Source organism: Flagellimonas lutimaris, assembly GCF_051494225.1.
GTDB classification, from domain to species: domain Bacteria; phylum Bacteroidota; class Bacteroidia; order Flavobacteriales; family Flavobacteriaceae; genus Flagellimonas; species Flagellimonas lutimaris_A.
Genome location: NZ_JBNPYE010000003.1, coordinates 205,461 through 227,103, shown reverse-complemented (window position 1 = coordinate 227,103; position 21,643 = coordinate 205,461). Strand labels below are relative to the sequence as shown.

General features: G+C 39.4%; 23 protein-coding genes. 14 read left to right on the top strand and 9 right to left on the bottom strand.

Going from position 1 to position 21,643, the window contains the following annotated elements; all coding sequences use genetic code 11:
• Positions 1-31: 31 nt before the first annotated feature.
• Positions 32-880, bottom strand: a complete 849-nt coding sequence (purU, locus tag ACQQ5U_RS09360) for a formyltetrahydrofolate deformylase (protein WP_437396996.1) — start codon at positions 878-880, stop codon at positions 32-34.
• 142 nt (positions 881-1,022) lie between these two features.
• Here purU and ACQQ5U_RS09355 point away from each other — a divergent pair, with 142 nt between their 5' ends.
• Positions 1,023-4,481 (top strand): methylmalonyl-CoA mutase family protein, encoded by a 3,459-nt coding sequence (locus ACQQ5U_RS09355; protein WP_437396994.1) that lies wholly within the window; start codon positions 1,023-1,025, stop codon positions 4,479-4,481.
• An 11-nt stretch (positions 4,482-4,492) separates the two neighbouring features.
• Here the strand turns inward: ACQQ5U_RS09355 and ACQQ5U_RS09350 are convergent, their stop codons facing one another.
• Complete coding sequence (locus ACQQ5U_RS09350) at positions 4,493-4,894, bottom strand: hypothetical protein (protein WP_437396992.1); 402 nt, start codon at positions 4,892-4,894, stop codon at positions 4,493-4,495.
• A gap of 121 nt (positions 4,895-5,015) precedes the next feature.
• Between ACQQ5U_RS09350 and ACQQ5U_RS09345 the strand changes: the two genes are divergently transcribed.
• From ACQQ5U_RS09345 to ACQQ5U_RS09335, 3 genes are all read left to right on the top strand, one after another.
• Positions 5,016-5,468 (top strand): Lrp/AsnC family transcriptional regulator, encoded by a 453-nt coding sequence (locus ACQQ5U_RS09345; protein ID WP_437396990.1) that lies wholly within the window; start codon positions 5,016-5,018, stop codon positions 5,466-5,468.
• A 221-nt stretch (positions 5,469-5,689) separates the two neighbouring features.
• Entirely contained in the window at positions 5,690-6,952 is a 1,263-nt protein-coding gene (locus tag ACQQ5U_RS09340) for an alpha/beta hydrolase (protein WP_437396989.1), read from the top strand.
• 62 nt (positions 6,953-7,014) lie between these two features.
• Positions 7,015-7,653 carry a DUF1684 domain-containing protein gene (locus ACQQ5U_RS09335; RefSeq protein WP_437396987.1) on the top strand — a complete coding sequence of 213 codons (639 nt, stop codon included), beginning with the start codon at positions 7,015-7,017 and terminating at the stop codon, positions 7,651-7,653.
• A 55-nt stretch (positions 7,654-7,708) separates the two neighbouring features.
• On the opposite strand, the gene ACQQ5U_RS09330 is transcribed toward ACQQ5U_RS09335, so the two are convergent.
• From ACQQ5U_RS09330 to ACQQ5U_RS09305, 6 genes are all read right to left on the bottom strand, one after another.
• Positions 7,709-8,761 (bottom strand): porin, encoded by a 1,053-nt coding sequence (locus tag ACQQ5U_RS09330; protein ID WP_437396985.1) that lies wholly within the window; start codon positions 8,759-8,761, stop codon positions 7,709-7,711.
• Between the two features lie 145 nt (positions 8,762-8,906).
• Positions 8,907-10,187 carry an ammonium transporter gene (locus tag ACQQ5U_RS09325; protein ID WP_437396983.1) on the bottom strand — a complete coding sequence of 427 codons (1,281 nt, stop codon included), beginning with the start codon at positions 10,185-10,187 and terminating at the stop codon, positions 8,907-8,909.
• A gap of 33 nt (positions 10,188-10,220) precedes the next feature.
• Positions 10,221-10,559, bottom strand: a complete 339-nt coding sequence (locus ACQQ5U_RS09320; protein WP_437396982.1) for a P-II family nitrogen regulator — start codon at positions 10,557-10,559, stop codon at positions 10,221-10,223.
• Positions 10,560-10,831: 272 nt separating this feature from the next.
• Complete coding sequence (gene crcB / locus ACQQ5U_RS09315; protein ID WP_437396981.1) at positions 10,832-11,203, bottom strand: fluoride efflux transporter CrcB; 372 nt, start codon at positions 11,201-11,203, stop codon at positions 10,832-10,834.
• A 16-nt stretch (positions 11,204-11,219) separates the two neighbouring features.
• Positions 11,220-11,399 carry a hypothetical protein gene (locus ACQQ5U_RS09310; protein WP_437396979.1) on the bottom strand — a complete coding sequence of 60 codons (180 nt, stop codon included), beginning with the start codon at positions 11,397-11,399 and terminating at the stop codon, positions 11,220-11,222.
• Positions 11,400-11,515: 116 nt separating this feature from the next.
• Positions 11,516-11,704 carry a hypothetical protein gene (locus ACQQ5U_RS09305; RefSeq protein ID WP_437396977.1) on the bottom strand — a complete coding sequence of 63 codons (189 nt, stop codon included), beginning with the start codon at positions 11,702-11,704 and terminating at the stop codon, positions 11,516-11,518.
• A gap of 39 nt (positions 11,705-11,743) precedes the next feature.
• Here ACQQ5U_RS09305 and ACQQ5U_RS09300 point away from each other — a divergent pair, with 39 nt between their 5' ends.
• The gene (locus ACQQ5U_RS09300) at positions 11,744-12,130 is read left to right on the top strand and encodes a hypothetical protein (protein ID WP_437396975.1); all 387 of its coding nucleotides are present in this window, start codon (positions 11,744-11,746) and stop codon (positions 12,128-12,130) included.
• A gap of 30 nt (positions 12,131-12,160) precedes the next feature.
• On the opposite strand, the gene ACQQ5U_RS09295 is transcribed toward ACQQ5U_RS09300, so the two are convergent.
• The gene (locus ACQQ5U_RS09295; RefSeq protein ID WP_437396974.1) at positions 12,161-13,231 is read right to left on the bottom strand and encodes a branched-chain amino acid aminotransferase; all 1,071 of its coding nucleotides are present in this window, start codon (positions 13,229-13,231) and stop codon (positions 12,161-12,163) included.
• A gap of 106 nt (positions 13,232-13,337) precedes the next feature.
• On the opposite strand from ACQQ5U_RS09295, the gene ACQQ5U_RS09290 reads away from it, so the two are divergent.
• The 9 genes from ACQQ5U_RS09290 to ACQQ5U_RS09250 all read left to right on the top strand — a co-directional run bounded on the left by ACQQ5U_RS09290 (position 13,338) and on the right by ACQQ5U_RS09250 (position 21,634).
• The gene (locus ACQQ5U_RS09290) at positions 13,338-13,814 is read left to right on the top strand and encodes a DUF4920 domain-containing protein (protein WP_437396972.1); all 477 of its coding nucleotides are present in this window, start codon (positions 13,338-13,340) and stop codon (positions 13,812-13,814) included.
• Positions 13,811-14,473: a tRNA (5-methylaminomethyl-2-thiouridine)(34)-methyltransferase MnmD gene (gene mnmD / locus ACQQ5U_RS09285; RefSeq protein ID WP_437396970.1), complete on the top strand. Its 663-nt coding sequence runs from the start codon at positions 13,811-13,813 to the stop codon at positions 14,471-14,473. The genes ACQQ5U_RS09290 and mnmD overlap by 4 nt, the downstream gene beginning before the upstream one ends.
• Positions 14,474-14,606: 133 nt before the next feature.
• Positions 14,607-15,551, top strand: coding sequence for a TIGR01777 family oxidoreductase (locus ACQQ5U_RS09280; RefSeq protein WP_437396968.1), 945 nt, complete (start codon positions 14,607-14,609; stop codon positions 15,549-15,551).
• Between the two features lie 136 nt (positions 15,552-15,687).
• Positions 15,688-16,263, top strand: a complete 576-nt coding sequence (locus ACQQ5U_RS09275) for a nucleotide exchange factor GrpE (protein ID WP_437396967.1) — start codon at positions 15,688-15,690, stop codon at positions 16,261-16,263.
• Between the two features lie 6 nt (positions 16,264-16,269).
• Positions 16,270-17,391: a molecular chaperone DnaJ gene (gene dnaJ / locus ACQQ5U_RS09270; protein ID WP_437396965.1), complete on the top strand. Its 1,122-nt coding sequence runs from the start codon at positions 16,270-16,272 to the stop codon at positions 17,389-17,391.
• Between the two features lie 180 nt (positions 17,392-17,571).
• Positions 17,572-18,510 carry an ABC transporter ATP-binding protein gene (locus ACQQ5U_RS09265; RefSeq protein WP_437396963.1) on the top strand — a complete coding sequence of 313 codons (939 nt, stop codon included), beginning with the start codon at positions 17,572-17,574 and terminating at the stop codon, positions 18,508-18,510.
• Positions 18,500-19,837 carry an ABC transporter permease gene (locus ACQQ5U_RS09260; protein ID WP_437396962.1) on the top strand — a complete coding sequence of 446 codons (1,338 nt, stop codon included), beginning with the start codon at positions 18,500-18,502 and terminating at the stop codon, positions 19,835-19,837. Before ACQQ5U_RS09265 ends, ACQQ5U_RS09260 begins: the two co-directional genes overlap by 11 nt.
• A 6-nt stretch (positions 19,838-19,843) precedes the next feature.
• Positions 19,844-20,731, top strand: a complete 888-nt coding sequence (locus ACQQ5U_RS09255) for a mechanosensitive ion channel family protein (protein ID WP_437396961.1) — start codon at positions 19,844-19,846, stop codon at positions 20,729-20,731.
• Positions 20,732-20,737: 6 nt separating this feature from the next.
• On the top strand, positions 20,738-21,634 hold the full coding sequence (locus ACQQ5U_RS09250; RefSeq protein WP_437397178.1) for a DUF6268 family outer membrane beta-barrel protein: 897 nt from the start codon (positions 20,738-20,740) through the stop codon (positions 21,632-21,634).
• Positions 21,635-21,643: the final 9 nt, after the last annotated feature.

The following is a 21,643-nucleotide window of genomic DNA, read 5'->3' as shown; positions in this document are numbered from 1 at the left end:
CTTTATGCCCCTATTTCTTTTGAGATCTTCTTTATGAAAAAATCACCGTTTTATTATTGTAGACCATGGTTTTTCTTGAAACATGAAGCTTAACGGCACGCGAAAGAACAATGCGCTCCAAATCCCTGCCTTTGGCAATAAAATCCTTAACAGAATGTGTATGCGAAACTGTTGTGACATCTTGCTCAATAATAGGGCCTGCGTCCAAATCTTCGGTAACATAATGGCTAGTAGCACCAATAATTTTTACACCTCTTTCAAAAGCGGCATGGTAAGGTTTTGCTCCTGCAAATGCAGGTAAGAAAGAGTGATGGATGTTTATAATTTTCTGTGGGTATACATCAATCACCTTTGGTGATACTATCTGCATATACCTCGCCAGCACAATGAAATCTACCCCATACTTTTCCAAAAGCTCAAGCTGCTTGTCCTCAGCCTCGGCTTTGGTTTCTTTGGTCACGGGAATATGGAAATAGGGAATATCAAACTGCTCTGCCACATATTCCAAATCCTTGTGATTGCTCAAAATAAAAGGGATATCCACCGAGAGTTCCCCAGAATTGTATCGGCTCAACAAATCATAGAGACAATGGTTGTACTTTGAAACAAAAATGGCCATTTTGGGTCTGTATACATCCGTATATGCATCCCACTCCATCTTAAACCTGGTCGCCAATTCTCTTCCAAAATCCTCTTTAAACTTGGATAAATCCAATTCCTGCTCAAATTCACTCTTCAAACGCATAAAAAATACGCCTGCCTGTTTGTCTACATGCTGGTCAAGATAGACCACGTTTCCTTTTTGCTGATGAATAAAGGTGGTCACAGAACGGATTATTCCGGATTGGTCAGGACAATTGATAAGAATGGTCAGTTTCATTGGACGTATTTAAGCAGATAAAATTATGGTATTCAAAAAAGGAAGCCCAAACTTTTAATATTTTTTATACAATCTTAATCAAAATCGATTTTCAGTTGCATTTTCTGTAAATTGCAGGACGAAATAAGACCTTTTATTGCAGATGGAACAAATTGAATCCTACAAGCCTAAAAATAAAATCAGAATTGTAACCGCAGCCTCTTTGTTTGATGGTCACGATGCAGCCATTAATATTATGAGAAGAATTATCCAAGCCACAGGGGTTGAGGTGATTCATTTGGGTCATGATAGGAGTGTGGCCGAAGTGGTGGACTGTGCGATTCAAGAAGATGCCAATGCCATTGCCATGACTTCTTACCAAGGGGGGCACAATGAGTATTTTAGGTATATGTTCGATTTACTGGAAGAAAGAGGTGCAGAGCATATCAAAATCTTTGGTGGAGGTGGCGGAGTTATCCTTCCTGAAGAAATAAAAGAGCTGATGGATTATGGCATTGAACGGATTTACTCCCCGGACGATGGTCGGGAGATGGGGCTTCAAGGCATGATCAATGATTTGGTAGAGCGCTGCGATACGGTTGTTCCCGATTTGAATCTTTCTAAAGGGAAATCTTTGGAAAGCGAATTGGAGGAAAAGCACCCGAATACCTTGGCTCGTTTGATTTCTTTGGCGGAGAACCGTCATGAAGAGTTTGAAAAGTTTCTACCGATAATAGAAAAAGAACAAGGCAGTGTTCCCGTTTTGGGAATTACAGGTACTGGCGGAGCAGGGAAATCCAGTTTAGTGGATGAATTGGTTCGCAGGTTTCTGATTGACTTTCCCGATAAAAATATTGGAATTATTTCCGTTGACCCTTCAAAACGTAAAACTGGAGGAGCACTTTTGGGTGACAGAATCCGAATGAACGCCATCAATAACGAAAGAGTTTATATGCGCTCCTTGGCTACGCGTCAGTCCAATTTGGCTTTGTCCAAATATGTTTCAGAAGCTGTTCAAGTTCTGAAGGCCGCTAAATACGACCTGATTATTCTTGAAACCTCTGGAATTGGTCAATCCGATACCGAAATATTGGAGCATAGCGATGTTTCCCTTTATGTGATGACACCTGAATTTGGTGCGGCAACACAGTTGGAGAAAATTGATATGCTAGATTTCGCTGATATCGTTGCCATTAATAAGTTTGATAAAAGAGGTGCGTTGGATGCCATCCGAGATGTGAAAAAACAATATGCCCGAAACCATGGATTATGGCACACCAATGAAGATGAACTGCCCATTTTTGGAACCATTGCTTCGCAGTTTAATGATCCCGGGATGAACAGTCTTTATAAAATGGTGATGGACACCTTGGTGGAAAAAGCAAATTCCACGTTGAACTCTACTATCGAGGTGACACAGGAAATGGCCGAGAAAATCTATGTGATTCCGCCAGCACGCACCCGATATTTATCAGAAATAGCCGAAAACAATAGAGGTTATGATGCCAAGGCGAAGGAAGAATCCAAAATAGCGCAAAAGCTATATGGTATCTTTTTGACAGTGGCCTCTATCTTGGAAATGGATCAAGAAAAAGCAGAGGAGCTTTTTTTGGATAAATCTGGATTAAATGAAGACGAAATCGAATCCAACATCAAAAATGAGGAATCCAAGGAATTGGTGAATCTACTCATCAAGGAGTTTGATCGAGTAAAAATGCATTTGAATCCTCATCATTGGGAGGCCATTTTAAAATGGAAAGAAAAAGTAAATCGCTACAAATCTGAGGTTTACTCTTTTAAAGTTCGAGACAAAGTGGTTAAAATAAAAACCCATACCGAATCCCTTTCGCACAGTCAGATTCCAAAAGTAGCTTTGCCCAAATACAAGGCTTGGGGCGACATTCTGCAATGGATTTTACAGGAAAATGTACCTGGTGAATTTCCATACACTGCAGGTTTATATCCATTTAAAAGGGAAGGGGAGGACCCTACCCGAATGTTTGCAGGCGAAGGTGGACCTGAACGTACAAACCGACGCTTTCACTATGTAAGTATGGACATGCCCGCCAAACGCTTATCCACCGCTTTTGATTCGGTGACTTTATACGGGAATGACCCGGACCACCGCCCAGATATTTATGGAAAGATTGGAAATGCCGGGGTGTCCATTTGTTGTTTGGATGATGCCAAAAAACTCTACTCAGGTTTTGATTTGAGCAGCCCAATGACTTCGGTAAGTATGACCATAAATGGTCCTGCGCCCATGCTTTTGGCCTTTTTTATGAATGCCGCCATAGATCAGAACTGCGAGAAGTACATCAAAGAAAATGACTTGGAGAAAGAGGTCGAGAACAAAATCAAAGCAATTTTTAAAGAAAAGGGCGTGGAGCAACCTCAATATTATGGTGAACTTCCACAGGGGAACGATGGTTTAGGACTTATGCTTTTGGGTGTTACGGGAGACCAAGTACTGCCTAAAAATGTCTATGAAGAAATAAAAGTAAAGACCTTGAACCAAGTTCGTGGAACGGTGCAGGCCGATATCCTAAAAGAAGACCAAGCACAGAATACCTGTATTTTCTCGACAGAGTTCGCATTGCGATTGATGGGGGATGTACAGGAATACTTTATTGAGCAACAGGTTCGTAATTTCTATTCGGTTTCTATTTCGGGCTATCATATTGCCGAGGCAGGTGCCAATCCCATTACCCAGTTGGCCTTTACCTTATCCAACGGGTTTACCTATGTGGAATATTATTTGAGTCGGGGTATGGACATCAATAAATTTGGTCCAAACCTTTCCTTCTTTTTTTCCAATGGAGTAGATCCAGAGTATGCGGTTATTGGACGTGTGGCTCGACGTATTTGGTCGAAAGCCTTGAAGGAAAAATATGGAGCCAATCCAAGGGCGCAAATGTTGAAGTATCATATCCAGACTTCTGGAAGAAGCTTACACGCACAGGAGATCGATTTTAACGATATCCGTACTACGCTTCAAGCATTGTATGCGATTTACGATAATTGTAATTCGTTGCACACCAATGCCTATGATGAGGCCATTACCACCCCGACCGAAGAGTCTGTCCGCAGGGCGATGGCCATTCAGTTGATAATCAACAAAGAGTTGGGATTGGCCAAAAACGAAAATCCGATACAAGGATCATTTATTATTGAAGAGTTGACGGATTTGGTGGAAGAGGCCGTTTTGATGGAGTTCGATAGGATTACAGAGCGAGGAGGAGTACTTGGCGCTATGGAAACTATGTATCAACGCTCTAAAATTCAAGAAGAGAGCCTGCATTATGAAACTTTGAAGCATTCAGGAGAATACCCGATTATTGGTGTAAACACATTTTTGAGTTCAAAAGGGTCACCGACCATTCTGCCTGCAGAGGTAATTCGGGCTACGGAAACGGAAAAGAAAAATCAGATAGAAACATTGGAAAACCTTCATCGAAGAGAAAAAGCTACTGCTGAAAAACAATTGGCAGAGTTACAAGATGTAGCGATCGCTAATGGAAATATCTTTGAAAAATTGATGGAAGCCGCCAAATATTGTTCATTGGGGCAAATCACAGGAGCACTCTTCCAAGTAGGAGGACAGTATCGGAGAAATATGTAGGGAAAAGGAGGTCAGTCGTTTTTGTTGATCAAGGACTTTCTCCATTTTTTAAAGGAAATCCTGAATATTCGAATCTCTTTTCGGAGGAGGTTCAGATATTCTTTTTCTTTGACGCCGTCTCGTTCCAACCCATTGCAATAGGCCAAAATGTTGCGGGTCATAATGTTAACATAAGAAAGACTTCTCATTCGGACAGATGGACAGTTGCTCAATGCAGCTTGCTCCACTTCTTTTGTAATCAAATCGGCATCTTCCAACAAGGATTTGGAAAGATCATCTCGGAAAGAATCAATTTTTCGTAAAGACAGAATTTCCCTGTTTTGGGCAAAATAAGCCGCAACCGCTTCGCTCATGTCACGTAGAGCCAAAGATTTACGATATACACCTAAGGAGTTAAGAGAATTTCTCTCCATTTTTTATAGCAATTTTGTATTATAAAATTAAGGACGAATTGAATTTTTTTACTTTTGTTAATAAAGCATTTATTCGATTTTACTTTCGAAAATAAAAAAATAGTGGTATATTTCTTTATATATGAAGATAGATGACTTGAATTGGGAAATATTGAATCATTTGCAGCAAAATGCAAGGGAATCTTTTGCCAATATTGGGAGGAAAATCGGGTTGACACCACCTGCTGTGGCAGAGCGCGTAAAAAAAATGGAGGACCTTGGAATTATTGAACGTTATGGCGCAAATGTTTCCTACGTGGAGGCCGGATATCAGTTAAAGGCAGTTATTATGTTGCGAGCCTTTATGGGGAAGTTGAAACCGTTTTTAGATAAGGTCAAAACTTTTCAGGAAGTAGTGAATTGCTATCGAATTACCGGTAATGAAAATATTATAATGGAGGTGGTGCTTCGGGACCAATCGCATTTGGAAAAGTTTATAGATGAACTTATCATATATGGCGAATGTAGAACCCACATTGTATTATCCAATGTAGTGGCCAATTCACCTATCAGAAAAAGTAGGGCTGGTAAATAGTTGTTTTAATAATTTGATATTTTCAAAACAAACTTTGGCTAGATTTTTGTTAAGATAGAATTATGAGAAAAACATATTTGTTACCGCTTCTGACCATTTTTTGCACAATTTCAGTCTTTTCACAACAAATGGTTTTACAAAAGGGAGAGATAATCAAAAATCTCTCAGTCAATGATTCTACCGATAATACTTACTCAATTTATATTCCTAAGGCATTCTCAATGGATAAGGCATGGCCGTTGCTAGTTGTTTTTGATACCAAAGGGAATGAAGAAAAGGCACTCTCGATGTTTATGTTAGCGGCGGAAAGGGAAGGATACGTTTTGGCGGCACCCAAGCTGTTAGATAGTATTTCATTGACCAAGAATATGGTGATAGCTGGCCAAGCTATTCATAAAGTAACAAGTTTGTTGCCTATACAGAATTCCAGAATTTACGCTGCAGGGCAAGATTCTGGCGGACAATTTGCAAGCTTGGTACCTGTACTTATCAAAGGTGTCAATGGTGTTATGTCTATTGAAGCTTCTTTGGCAAACAGAGAGGTCTTAAATAATAAGTACTCTTTTCATTTTGTAGGCATCGTTAACAAAGAAAATTTTAATTACCCTTTTATATTAACGGATGCCAAGCTGCTGGATAATTACAAATTCCCTAATCAGGTTTTGCTTTACGACGGAGATGGTAACTGGCCCAGTGTTTCTTATATCCAAAAAGGTATGCAACTCTTTACCTTGGATGCTATGGGCAGAAACTGGATTCCAAAGGATTCAGCTTATGTAGAAAAGGCATATCAAGAGGATTTGGATAAGGTAAATCAACTAAAAAGTATTGGTGATTTGCTATGGGCGGAACAATACATGACTGAAATGATGTCCATATATAGTGTCTTTAAGAATATGGATTCGCTTAGGTCCGTTCAAAAAGAGCTTCGTAGAAATAAGGATTTCAAAGTGATGAAAAGAGCAGAGAATGCTGCATTTTTAAAAGAGTCCATGCTTAAGGAAGACTACAATTATTATATGGAAGAGGATGTTTACACCCATAATTTTAACAATTTGGGCTGGTGGAAACATCAAATGGGGGAGATAGATAAATTCGTTTCAGGCACAAAAATTTTCGAAAAACAAATGGGCCATCGATTAAAAGGATATGTAAATGCGTTGGCAGAGGATAATATTCACTTGGTTTCATCCGATGAAGTAGTGGATGAAGATGCTTTGGTATTTTTGTATATGCTAAAAACTATTTTGGAGCCCGACAATTACGAGTTTTACTTGAAAACCATTTCCCTTAGTGCAAAAAATGATGATTTTGGCACATCTCTGTTCTATTTGGAGGAGTTGTTGAAAAATGGGTTTAAGGATAAGGAAAAGCTCTACAGTCTGGAAAACACGGCTTTGTTCCGTATTACACCAGAATTTAATAAAGTCGTTTCAAAATATTTGAAAGATGCTCGCTACGATATTAAGTTGGACGAAAATTGATTGTGAATCAAGATTTAATATCTTCTGAGTTTAAGCTGTATTTTTGCACAAAGAGCTTCTGAATGAAATATATAATCTTACTGTCGGTATTCTTTGTGATGGCTTGCGGCCAAGGTAAAAAGTACCACGATGAAGAAAAATCGATAACGGCCAAAACCGATTTGATCGCCGATATTTTAGAATACCAGAAAGAGCAGAATGCAAGTTTCAAAAATCCTGAAACTTCTCCTTTACCCGATAAATACCGAAAGGACTTTGAAGGACTTGATTTTTTTGACCCGGATACATCTTATATTGTAAAAGCACGATTTGAACGGACTCCGGATGCGGACCCTTTTTTTATGCCAACCACTACAGATAGACAAACTCAAGAAGTTGTTTATGGAATCGCTTATTTTTCTTTAAATGGTGAAGACCACCAACTGGAAGTTTACCAAAGTTTGGATTTGCTTGAGGATGAAGAATATGAAGACTATTTGTTTTTGCCTTTTTTGGATAATACCAATGGTGAAGAAACTTATGGTGGGGGAAGGTATATTGATTTGACTATTCCGGAAGGCGATACTTTGGTTATTGACTTTAATAAGGCGTACAACCCTTACTGTGTATATAACAAAAAGTACTCCTGCCCTCTAGTGCCAAGGCAAAATTATTTGAGAACTATGGTGAGAGCAGGAGTGAAAAATTTTAACAAGGACTAAAAAAAGCCTTAATCCTAATGGAATAAGGCTTTTGTTCGTGTCATATCCAATTTGCTTAGAAGGAATATATTGCGGCAAACAATACAGAGGCCAAGCTACCTGTCGGAGCCAAATCATTATCGATAAAAGCATCTTCAGAAGCACTATCCAATCTTATTTCTGGTTTTAGAATCAGATCGCCAATGGTGGCACTTCCTGTCAAAGTCAATGCCAATACACTTGAGTCTCCGTCTACATCGGATGCTCCAATCGCACCAAAGAAATCAGTTTCCATAAAGTACTCGCCTCTAAGCCCTAAACTAAAGGTATCAGAGATTGCATACTGTGGATATAGTGCAGCACCGGTAAAGGAACCTCCATCGTCTTCCATACTAAAGTGAGCAGCATTGATACCTAAGAAGAATTCATCAGAAAGGTCAAAACCACCGGTATAATCAATTTCGAAACCACCTTGGCTGTACAAGAAATTCAAGAACTGACCCGAGTATCCCAATTGGGCACCTACGGCGTAATCACCGGTTGGGTTGAACTCTGTCAAATCAGTAGGGTTCATTACGGCGACCATAGCAGACCAATCACTGCCCAAATCAAAATCGGCCTTTAAACCGGTATGGCTAAAAGGACCATAAGAGAACAGGTAAGATGTACTGTAGTTGAAGTTGGCTGCAGGAGAAATTACCTCGTAACCCAGGAATGTATTAAAGTTACCAAAGGTAAGAGTGACCGCATCGCTAACATTCCAATAGACATACAATTGGTTTACTATGTCTCCAGTTGCAGAATACATGGGTGATGCAAAAATAGCGTCCGTTCCACGTGGTCCAAAAACCAAATCGGCCACAAAACCTACCTTTTCACCTTCGTAGGCGGCAATAAGATTTGCCATACCCAATGAGAATCCTGGAAGGTTTGCAAATGAAGAACCGGGAGCTATTGCATCCTCATCATTTGGCGCGGTAATGTTTGCTCTGTAGTACGCATCAACAGTACCGCTGAAGCTGAATTTAGGAGTTGTTTCTTCTTCTTGTGCTGAAGCTGAAAATGTTACCATAGAAATTATGGCGATAGCCAAAATTTTTCCGAAGTTTGTATTTATAATCGTTTTCATATCATAATCGTTTAAGTTGTCCTTTTTGTTAAGGACAGTTAGTTTTATAATTGTGAGTTTGATTGAAAAGGTTATTAAACGGAGCGTTTGGCAGAACGCTCCGTTCCTTTTTTACAATCTTGTTGTGAGTTTGAAAGACTTATTTTTATTTGTCTTGAGAAATGTGCTCCGGGTAAGCTTCCACTCCATGTTCGTGGATGTCCAGACCTTCAGTTTCTTCTTGCTCGGAAACGCGAAGTCCAAGCGTTTTCTTCAATATGAACAATATAATAAAGGTTGTCAATGCAGCCCAAAGTATGTAGGACAACGAACCATAAGTTTGCACCCATAAAAGTTTGGCACTTCCTCCATAGAACAATCCGCCATCCAAAGCAAAGAATCCTATCAGCGCTGTTCCAAGGAAACCACAGGTCCCGTGTACTGAAATAGCACCTACGGGATCATCGATTTTTAGTTTTTTATCGATGAACTCGATGGACAATACCACTACAATACCACAAATGAGTCCAATGGCCAATGCACCCCATGCGCTTACGGCGCCACATCCGGCAGTAATTCCCACCAATCCGGCCAAAGCACCGTTCAAGGTCATGGAAATATCAGCTTTGCCGTATTTTGCCCATGTAAAGAACATTGCGCCAATGGCACCGATGGCAGCAGCTAAATTGGTATTAATGATTACACTGGAAGCTGCAATGGTGTCGTCTCCACCCCAAGCCAATTGGGAGCCTCCGTTAAATCCAAACCATCCCAACCAAAGGATGAAAACTCCAATGGCACCGAACGTCATATTGTGACCTGGAATAGCCTGAGCTTTCCCATCCACATATTTTCCGATTCTAGGCCCAACCATTATAGCGGCAACCAAAGCGGCGCCCCCACCAACAGCATGTACCACTGATGAGCCTGCAAAATCAATAAAACCAGCAGTGTTCAACCAAGCATCATCATCAAACGGCCAATACCAACTACCAGAGATCGGGTAGATCAGCGTGGTCATCAATGCTGAGAAAATCAAATACGTTGAAAATTTGGTTCTTCCTGCAATGGCTCCAGATACAATAGTTGCAGCTGTGGCACAGAAAACTGTTTGAAAAAACAAGTTGTACCAATCATCCGCACTAAAAAATAAGTATCCTTGTTCGGATGGGCTGGTTCTAAAAAATCCTCCAGCCACTAAATCACTACCATACATAATGGCGTAACCAACGGCCCAAAACATAATCGAACCAACGGCGAGATCCATTAGGTTTTTCATAATGATGTTACCCGAGTTCTTGCTACGGGTAAAGCCTACTTCGACCAAAGTGAATCCTGCTTGCATAAAGAATACCAAAATGCCCGCAATCAATATCCACAAAGCGCCCATATCGCCAGTAATGGCTTCAACGGCTTTATCTATCGCTTCTTGTTCTTGTACAATCATAATCTAAGTTTTTAAGTTTTTTGGCTATTAATGTTAGTTGATTCCTGCGCTTCCGCTTTCCTTGGTCCTGATCCTGTAGGCCTCGATCATATCGGATACGAAAATTTTTCCATCACCAACATTACCAGTACTGGCTGTGTCCAATAAAACATTCACGGTTTTCTCCAGAAAGTCATCGCTAACTACGATAACCAAATACCTTCTCTGTATATCGCTCGTGCTATACGATATACCACGATACACATGTCCTTGTGTCTCATTTCCAACTCCAGTTACATCCCAGTAACTAAAGAAGTTGACCTCAATTTGATGCAGGGCTTTTTTTACCTCATCAAATTTGGATTTTCTAATAATTGCCTCGACTTTTTTCATAATTAAGTAGTTAATTGATGAGCCAAATATATAGGAATTCAATCTAGACTATGAAAAATTAGAGGGTAGTGGGGGTATTTTTATGGGTATAAGAAAAATACCCCTACAATTTTAGGGGTATTTAATTTTATGTTAAGTTTTGTTAGTTATTTGTTGGTTTTATATTACTAATTAGGGGTTCAAGGTTAATTTTTGTCAGCAAAAAACCTTTAAAACAATATAAATGTTTAGTTTTTAACAAATTTTAACAATAAAAACGCAATTTATAACTACTAAACCTGTTTGGCAATCCACAATCCCAAAACAACAGCCAAAACACCGATACCGATACTTGAAATCATATAAATGGCCAAGTTGAGTAAATCGCCATTCTTTAAAAAAGAGTGTTTTTCAAAAGCAAATGCAGAAAATGTGGTAAAGCCACCACAAAAACCCGTTGCCAAGAAGAGAGTATTATTATAGGTAAGTATATGGCCCTTTGCAGAAAGTCCCAAAAAAAGGCCAATTAGTAAGCAGCCTATAATGTTGACCAAAAAAGTGCCAAGAAAAAAATTGTGGAATAAGGGGTTGAGAGGTTTGGAGATCAGATAGCGTAATACACTTCCAAATCCCCCGCCCAAAAAAACAAGAAAGGCCTGTTTCATGCCCTAAAGGTACAAACTAAACCGCTTCTTTGTATTTGGTTTCTATAGCCTCACGAGGGAAAAGTTTGGTGGTTGAGGTTTCAGAAATCCGTTGAATTGGTTTTATAAATCGTTCTTTAGCTCCATTAACGCTGAAAATCAATAGGATGGCATTAATGACCAGCAAACCAAAAAGAATACTCAAAAATACAATCATCTAGTTTTGTGCTAAATTAATGTTAAACAAAAGTACGTTTTTTCCTATAAGAATGAAATCCAAGTGCCCCTAATGTTGTGAATTCGAGGATTTTTGTGGTAAAGACAATTTTGCTGTTAATTTTTGAGAAAGTGTTTAATCAAGAACAAAATAACTATAAAAGTTATAAAAGAAACCAAGATCCAAATGACACCTTTGTAATTTTTTTTGTGCAGCTTCTTATCCTTTCGATAAGAAAATGAGATAATTACCACAAAGACAATGAAGAATAATGTTGCAAAAATTATCTGTCCTGTACTGAACATATTTCATATTTTTATGCAAAGCTAAATCAAATAAGTGTAATGGAACGTAAAATAAAAGCCGTGGAGCTCTTCCACAATTCTTTTGGTCTAGGAGTTTCCCAAAAGCCAAAGGCGAATCTTGGAAAAGATAAAAACACTCTTCGTTTTAATTTAATGGACGAGGAGAACCGTGAGTATTTGGAAGCAGCTAATAATGATGATTTGGTGGAGGTGGCCGATGCCCTGGGGGATATGCTTTATATTTTGTGCGGAACCATACTTGAACACGGAATGCAATACAAAATTGAGGAGGTTTTTGAAGAAATACAGCGTAGCAACATGAGTAAATTGGGTGCTGATGGAAAACCCATTTACCGTGAAGATGGAAAAGTGCTAAAGGGGCCAAATTATTTTAAACCGGATATACAAACCATTATAGATAAATAAAAAAGGCGCCAACTGGCGCCTTTTTTATTTCTATTGGATGACCTCGTAGCGCCATCCAAATTTATCCTCTGCCCGGTTATATTGAATATCCGTGATTCTTTTCTTCAATAAAGAAGCATAACTATCTTTCAAATCTGGCAGGTCGTAATCCTTGCCATGGTAACCAAAACCTGAAATCGGAGAAACCACTGCAGCGGTTCCTGCTCCGAACATCTCTTTCAAAGAGCCGTTTTCTGCAGCTTCCACCAATTCGTGAACCGATATTTTGCGGACTTCGGTTTTGATGCCTTCATCTTTGGCGATATCCAAAATGCTCTTTCGAGTAATACCGTCCAATATACGGTCACTAGTAGGCGCTGTCATTAAAGTATCGTTGATTCGAACAAATACATTCATGGCACCGGCCTCTTCAATAAATTCGTGGGTATTGTCGTCTGTCCAGATTACTTGTTGATAACCTTTATCGGCGGCCAACTTGGTCGGGTAAAACTGTCCGGCATAATTACCCCCGGCTTTTGCATATCCAACACCGCCGTTTGCAGCACGCGAATAGGTTTCCTCTATCAGAACTTTTACTTTACCGGAAAAATAAGCTCCAGAGGGCGCACAGGCAATAATAAATTTATACTCGTTCGCAGGAGAGGCATGGAAACCGTTTCCTGACGCAAAAATGAATGGTCTTATATACAAGGAACTACCAGGGTTTTGCGGCACCCAATCACTTTCTACTTGGATAAGGGTGTTTAGCCCATCCATAAAATAGGATTCCGGTACTTCTGGAATGGCGAGCCTTTGGGCTGATCTGTTGAATCGTTTGAAATTTTCCAAAGGTCTAAAGAGCCATACTTTTCCGTCCTCATCCTTGTAGGCTTTCATTCCTTCAAAAATAGATTGTCCATAGTGAAAAATCTTTGCAGAAGGGTCTAGGGTAATGGGTTGGTAAGGAACCACTTTTGGAGCATTCCATTTACCATCCTTATAATCACAGACCAACATATGGTCCGAATAAACACTTCCGAAGGAGAGATTGTCAAAATCCACATCTTGGATTTTGGAGGATTTAACCTTCTCTACAGCTATTTTGTTAGCTACTGTTTCCATAACACTTACATTTACAGTGTTAAAATTAGCTATTTATTGTTAGTTTTGGATATTTATCAAATCTAAATATTATACTTAATCTACAATTACTTAAATGTTATCAAAAATGAGAATTTTTAACACTTTTACTGCTGTTTTTTTACTGGGTATTTTATTGGTTTCTTGCAAACAGGAAACTATTCAGGGTGATTATTTTGGAGAAGAATTTGAGGTTTCAGGAAAAGCTTCGAAAACATCCGCCCCTTTTGACCAAATTTCAGCTAAGGATTCCATACAGACCCAAATTGTGGGTGAAATCAAGGAGGTTTGTCAGTCCAAAGGTTGTTGGATGAAGGTGCAATTGGAATCCAACGACGAGGTTTTTGTTCGTTTTAAGGATTATGGATTCTTTGTTCCTAAAGATGCTGCTGGTAAAAAAGTGGTGATGAATGGTGCTGCTTTCTTGGAAGAAATGTCGGTTGAGGACCAAAGACATTATGCCGAGGATGAGGGAGCCTCTGAAGATGAATTGGCCCAAATCACCGCTCCGAAAAAAACCTTAAGGTTCGAAGCAGACGGGGTTTTGATTGCCAGTCAACCTTGAAACGAAGAATAATTACAACCGGGGATGGTTCAAAGACCATCCAAATAGAGGATTGGGACGAACAATACCATTCCAAACACGGTGCCGTCCAAGAAGCCTATCATGTTTTTATTGAACATGGTTTGAGACTGTTTCAAAATGAAAAAATAAATCTTTTGGAAATAGGTTTCGGAACCGGCCTAAATGCATTTATCACTTTATTGGAAGCCCCCAAGCAACAACTTAGCATTGATTATGTGGGTGTTGAAGCGTTTCCAGTTTCTAAGGAAGAAGTTGGGGCGTTGGATTATTGCCAACAATTGGATGCCAATAATCATAAAGAAGCCTTTCAAAAGATGCATGGTTCCCTTTGGGAAGAAACTATCTCAATCACTCCTGATTTTTCACTTTTGAAACAAAAAAAGGACTTTAAGGAGATTGACGAAGAAAACTTGTTCAACCTCATTTATTTTGATGCATTTGGGGCAAGGGTACAACCGGAACTTTGGACTGAAGAAATATTTTTAAAAATGTACCAAGCGCTCAAGGAGAATGGTGTGTTGGTGACTTATGCGGCTAAAGGCAGTGTACGCAGGGCTATGCAAGCGGTTGGTTTTACCGTGGAAAGGTTGCCCGGCCCGCCCGGTAAACGGGAAATGCTACGAGCTAAAAAATCGTAAAATTGCTAAAAATGTGTTAAGTGACGGTTCTTTGGGGTCATAAATAGATCTAAAGTTTAAACAATTATGTTAAACCTAAATTAAGGTCTCATAAACAGCCAATTAAACCTCTAACTTTACACAAAATGATAGTATGAAGGTGTTGATAACAGGAGCTACGGGATTGGTAGGGCAAGCCATAGTAAAGGTATTGCACCAAAAAGGCATTCCCGTAAATTACTTGACCACAAGTAAATGCAAGATTGAATCTACAGAAGATTTACAAGGTTTTTACTGGAATCCCAATAAAGGTGAGATTGATTTGGAATGCTTCCAAGATGTACAGGCCATTATTAATTTAGCCGGAGCCAGCATTGCCAAACGTTGGACTTCCAAGCACAAACAGAAGGTGCTTTCCAGTAGAATCAATAGTTTACAAACCTTGAAGAAAGGACTGGAGAACTCCAGCAATAAAGAGGTGGAATGTCTGGTTTCAGCCTCTGCAATTGGTATTTATCCCGATTCTAAATCTGATTATTTCGAAGAGGATACATCTAAAGTTGATAATGGCTTTTTAGGCGAAGTAGTAACCAAATGGGAGGCCGAGGCCGAAACGTTTAAAGACCTAGGTGTCGATGTGGCGAAGATTAGAATGGGACTTGTGCTATCTGCAGATGGTGGTGCGTTGCCAAAAATGGTCATCCCCATAAAAAACTTTGTTGGTGCGCCACTTGGTAGTGGAGACCAATGGCAATCATGGATTCATATAGATGATTTGGCACAAATGTTTGTTTTTGCCGTAGAGAATAATCTTAAGGGTATTTATAATGGTGTGGCTCCAAACCCTGTGACCAATATCAAAATGACGAAGGAATTGACTAAAATTATGGAAAGACCCTTATGGTTGCCCAGTGTACCAGCCTTTGTTTTAAAAACCGTTTTGGGCGAAATGTCAACACTTGTACTGGCGAGCCAACGGGTAAGCAGTAAAAAAATAGAAGAAGAAGGATTTTCTTTTCAGTATGTCAATATTTGCCCAGCATTCAAAAATTTGTATGCTCCACAAGAGGAGGGTATACCTGCATCTGTTGAAGTATAGGAATTGAATTTTCATGACGTTTTTAATCAATAAAGACCGCTTAGGCGGCTTTTTTTATGTTTTGCGGTGACATTTTGACATTTTAATACAATTGGCAGTACTTTTGCCATTTCAAATCGGAATAAAACATTAAAACATGAGCAATAAAAGTAAGGTTGAGGAAATGGAAGATGAGCCTACCAAAGGGCAAACAGGAGAGAGTACTGAGCTGAACGATGATAATATGGGGGCGAACAACGCAAAGGACAATGAAGAGGGGATTTCAGACGAGGATAAGTTGCGAGAAGATTTGGCTAAAGAGAAGGAAAAATTTTTAAGACTTTTTGCCGAGTTTGAAAACTATAAGCGCAGGACTTCCAAAGAACGCATGGATTTGTTCAAAACTGCAGGACAAGAAGTCATAGTGTCATTACTTCCGGTTATGGATGATTTTGACCGTGCGTTAAAAGAACTATCCAAATCAGAGGATAAAGAAATGTTCAAGGGAGTGGAGCTTATCAGTAATAAGTTCAAGGAAACTTTGAAGAACAAAGGTCTTGAACAAGTTGAAGCCAATCCAGGGGATACGTTTGATGCTGAAGTGCACGATGCTATCACCCAGATACCTGCACCGGACAAAAAAATGAAAGGGAAAATCATTGATGTGGTAGAAAAGGGATTCAAACTTGGAGACCGCATCATAAGACATCCAAAAGTTGTTGTTGGAAACTAAAACTGTATGAAGGAGGATTATTACGAAATATTAGGAGTCTCCAAAGGAGCTTCAGCCGCAGAAATAAAAAAGGCCTACAGAAAGAAGGCCATCGAATTCCACCCGGATAAAAACCCCGGTGATGTCAAGGCAGAAGAGATGTTCAAAAAATCTGCCGAGGCCTATGAGGTTTTGGGAAATCCAGACAAAAAAGCAAAATACGACCAATTTGGCCACGCAGCTTTCGATGGAAGTGGAGGTTTTGGCGGCGGAGGTATGAACATGGATGATATCTTCAGTCAATTTGGCGATATTTTTGGTGGCGCCTTTGGCGGTGGCGGCGGATTTAGCGGATTTGGCGGATTTGGTGGCGGTCAACGCAGAGCCAAAGGAAGTAATCTTCGTATCCGTGTTAAGCTAACGCTGGAAGAAGTAGCCAATGGTGTAGAGAAAAAGGTTAAGGTAAGACGAAAGCTGCAAGCTGATGGTGTTACCTACAAAACTTGCCCTACTTGTAACGGTACTGGACAGATTACAAAAATTACCAATACCATTTTGGGTAGAATGCAGACTGCAACTACCTGCACAACTTGTGGGGGTGCTGGACAGTCTATAGATAAAAAACCTGCTGGCGCAGATGCCCAAGGGCTTAAGATTGAAGAAGAAACCGTGTCCATAAAAATACCACCAGGTGTGGAAGATGGTATGCAGTTAAAAGTGACAGGAAAAGGTAACGATGCCCCTGGAAACGGTATTGCAGGAGATTTGCTGGTGGCCATTGAAACTCTTGAGCATGATACCTTAAAGCGGGAAGGAGATAACTTACATTACGATCTGTATATAAGTATGCCCGAGGCTGTTTTGGGCAGTTCCAAAGAAATTGATGCCATTGGCGGAAAAGTTCGTATAAAACTTGAACCAGGTCTTCAGTCTGGAAAGATTTTGAGACTTCGCGGTAAAGGAATCAATAGCCTAAACGGTTATGGCAGTGGAGATTTGTTGGTCCATGTTAATGTGTGGACACCTAAGAATATCAACAAGGAGCAGAAGGAGTTTTTTGAGCGTATGCAGGGCGATGAGAATTTTGCGCCAAGACCGGAAAAATCGGACAAATCCTTTTTTGAGAAGGTTAAAGACATGTTCTCTTAAGAATTAAAAGCTTCTGTTTAAATAAAAAACGTATATTTGAAACTGATGTTGGGTGACCGATATCTAATTTTCTTTTTCATAGCAATTTTTTTCCCATCCTTGATTTTTTAAGGGTGGGTTTTTGTTTTTATAGGAAATGCAGGTATTCTGCAAATACATATCTTTGAAAAAATAGTTTACATGGATCATATCCTTGTTGCCAAAAATGTGACCAAAACTTATGGGGATTTCACAGCGCTGAGCAACATATCGCTTCAAATTCCAAAGAATTGCATTTACGGACTTTTGGGTCCCAATGGAGCAGGTAAAACCTCATTTATCAGAATCATCAACCAAATCACCCACCAAGATTCGGGTGAAATTTTGCTTAATGGTGAACCTTTGGCCCCAAAGCATATTGCCTCAATAGGCTATTTGCCGGAGGAAAGAGGGCTGTACAAAAGTATGAAGGTGGGTGAACAGGCACTGTATTTGGCACAATTAAAAGGATTGTCCAAAACTGAAGCCAAAACACGACTTAAATACTGGTTTGATCGTTTTGATATTGGTGATTGGTGGGATAAGAAAATCCAAGAGCTTTCCAAAGGTATGGCGCAGAAGATTCAATTTATAGTTACCGTTTTGCACGAACCCAAACTGTTAATTTTTGATGAGCCTTTCAGTGGTTTTGATCCAATCAATGCCAATATTATTAAGGATGAGATTCTTCAGTTAAAGGAAAATGGGACTTCCATTATTTTTTCTACCCACCGTATGGAATCGGTAGAAGAGCTTTGTGAACATATCGCCTTGATCCATAAGTCGGAAAAAATTCTGGATGGTAAATTATCAGAAATCAAAAATGCATATAAGAACAATATTTTTAATGTTGGGCTTCAAGTAGGGGAAGATGGTCAGGGCTTAATACAATCCTTAGCGCAAGAGCTTAATATTATTTCTTCGGAAATGGATGAGATGGAGCATCAACTAAATTTCAAAGTACAATTACCATCATCGCATACTGGTGAAATTTTGTCAAAACTTTCTAAAGTAGCTAATATTAATAAGTTTGAGGAGACCATTCCTTCGGTCAACGATATTTTTATTCAAACAGTAAACAACAAGGACAATGGCCAGTAAGCTTGGGTTGATCATAAAACGTGAATATTTAGCCAAGGTACGCAACCGTTCCTTTATTGTTATGACCATTCTTAGCCCAATATTGATGGTAGGTATGATAGTACTGATTGCCTATTTGGCCAAGGTGAATGATGATGAAACAAGGGTTATTTCGGTTTTGAATGATAGTGCCTTCTTTCAAACTGAATTCAATCCGTCCAAAAATATATCCTATGTCCTTATGGATGATTTATCCTTGGAACAGGCCAAGGACTCAACCAACTCCTTGGAATATTATGGATTGCTATATATACCCAATGAGGCGACAGCGGAAGAGGCCGCGAATTCTACCTATCTTTTTACTAAGGACAACCCCAACACTTCGGTAACCCAAGAACTTGAAGGCATATTCCAAAAAAAGTTACGGCAAGCTCGTTTACAAAGGCTAGGGGTATCCCCGCAACAATTTTCCAGTATAGAAAAACCTTTTGAAATCAATCTTTCGACTTTTGAAGGGGAAAAGAGTATGAAAGGCATCAACGAAATCAAAGCCTTTATTGGAGGAGGTTTCGGGTATGCCATTATGATGTTTATAATTATATATGGTGGCTTTGTGATGCGCAGTGTTATCGAAGAAAAAACCAGTAGAATAATTGAAGTAATCATATCTTCCGTAAAACCTTTCCAACTTATGCTGGGAAAGATTATAGGTAATTCGTTGGCAGGAATCACGCAATTTTCCATCTGGATAATTTCTGCATCACTGTTAATGTTTGCAGTGGTATTGATTTTTGGGGTTGACCTAGCAGCTCTTTCGGGTGAAAATGGTGTGACACCAGGACCAATGGGAATGTCCCCATTAGGAGCAATGGATGGTAAAATGATGATGTATGCCAAAGAGATTTATGATATCCCATGGGGACTATTGATAGTTTCTTTCTTTATATACTTTATCTTGGGATATCTCATTTACAGTTCCATTTATGCGGCCATCGGTGCTGCAGTGGATAATGAGACGGATACACAACAATTTATTTTCCCTATTATCTTACCTTTAATGTTGGCTATTTATGTTGGGTTCTTTTCGGTATTTAGCAATCCGCATGGTCCCATTGCAGTAGGGTTTTCGTTATTTCCTTTAACATCGCCTATTGTTATGTTAATGCGTTTACCAGGTGGTGTTGGAGAGGGAGGAGTACCCTTATGGCAATTTTTGTTGTCCATTTTCCTTTTGATCGTTACCTTTTTAGGTATTGTATCGCTGGCAGCTAAAATTTATAGAACCGGTATCTTGATGTATGGTAAGAAGCCAACGTACAAGGAATTGATAAAATGGTTGAGATATTAGAACAGTATGCAAGAAGAAGCAGAAGATTTAAAGGAAATCATAAGAGAAGATGTTTGGGGGTCCATAAAGGATTTTCTGGATTTCGGATTCCATATTGGCGAAGGTGAAAAATCAATTCATCTTACCATCGGGTTATTGTTGCTTTTAACTTTTACCCTAATAGCAACAAAGTTTGTGCTTAAATGGTTGAGGCACCTTCTTACTCGAAAAATGCAACAGGAGGACAAACAAAAGTTCTCCAGTGTATTTAAGTTTACGAATTATGTTATATACCTGGTTGCGCTACTGGTTACCTTAAGTGCGGCAGGGGTGGACATTACATTGGTTATTACCGCTTCCGCAGCCCTGTTTGTTGGTTTAGGTCTGGCATTGCAGGAGTTGTTCAAGGATGTTCTTGGGGGGATTTTTATAATTGTGGATAAATCGCTCCAAGTTGGTGATGTTGTTGAAGTTGATGGTAAAGTAGGTAAGGTGTTTGAAATTAAACTGCGGACCACCAGGGCCATCACCCGTGATGACAAGGTATTGATATTGCCCAATCATAAATTTATAAGCGACATTGTTTATAATTACACTCAAAACCATAAAACCACTCGTGAAAAAGTGAGTGTGGGTGTTGCTTATGGAAGCGATGTAGACCTGGTTACAAAAATTTTGGAGGAAATTGCCCATGGACAAAGGCAAGTACTTAAAAATCCCAAACCATTTGTATTGTTTGAGGACTTTGGAGATTCTGCTTTAACCTTTTCCATTTATTTTTTCACCAATGATACCTTTAGGGACCCAAGGATAAAGAGCGAAATGCGATATAAAATCAATGCGAAGTTCAAGGAGAACAATGTTACTATCCCGTTCCCGCAACGCGATATACATATTATTCAGCCAAAACAATAGACAGACATAAAAACCTCAGTTCACTATATTGCAATTAGAAAGTGGTTCACTTTTATTGTAATACTTTGCGGCTCTAATTTATGGGCACAGAGCACGGATATTTTTAGGGTTGAATACCTTAATATTCCCGAAAATGATACGGGAATCAAAACTCAACGCTATAAGACGCTTTTGAACCTGCCCATAAAACTCAATGAAAAGCAGGACTATCTCATTACAGGAGTGGAATATAACCGGTTTGATATGGGGTATTCCGCAAATTTACCTTTTGATAAAAGCGAACTGATTCGGTTTCATATAATAGATTTAAATGTAGGGCTTATTACCAAATGGAACAAAAATTGGAATTTGGTGACCATCCTTACTCCACGAATGGCATCTAACTTTATAGGCGGCTCGGTTACCGATGACTTTTTCATGAATGCTACGGCAACCCTGTGGAAAGAGCGCCCCAATGCGGACAAACCGTATCGGATTATATTGGGTTTGACCTATAATAGTACAACTGGATTGCCAGTACCGTTGCCTTTGGTCAATTACTATCGTAAATTTCATCCCAATTGGTCATTTACTTTTGGAATACCAAAATCAAGCTTAAGACACTACATTACCAAAAAACATTCTTTGGAAATGGCACTATTATTGGATGGCTATTTTATAAACCTTCAGAACGATATCTTATTGGAAAATGGCGAAGTAGCTTCAAAAATATCGCTCACCTCGTTGTTGGGAACATTGGTGTACCAATACAACATTTCGGACCGGATGTCGATTTTTGCTATGGTAGGCAGAACCGTAGTCCAAGAGGGAATATTAAGAAATGATGAACAGGGGAAGGTTTATTTATTGAATGACGAGTCAAATCTTTATATTAGAACAGGCTTCAAAATAGGAATATTTTAAATAGCAGCA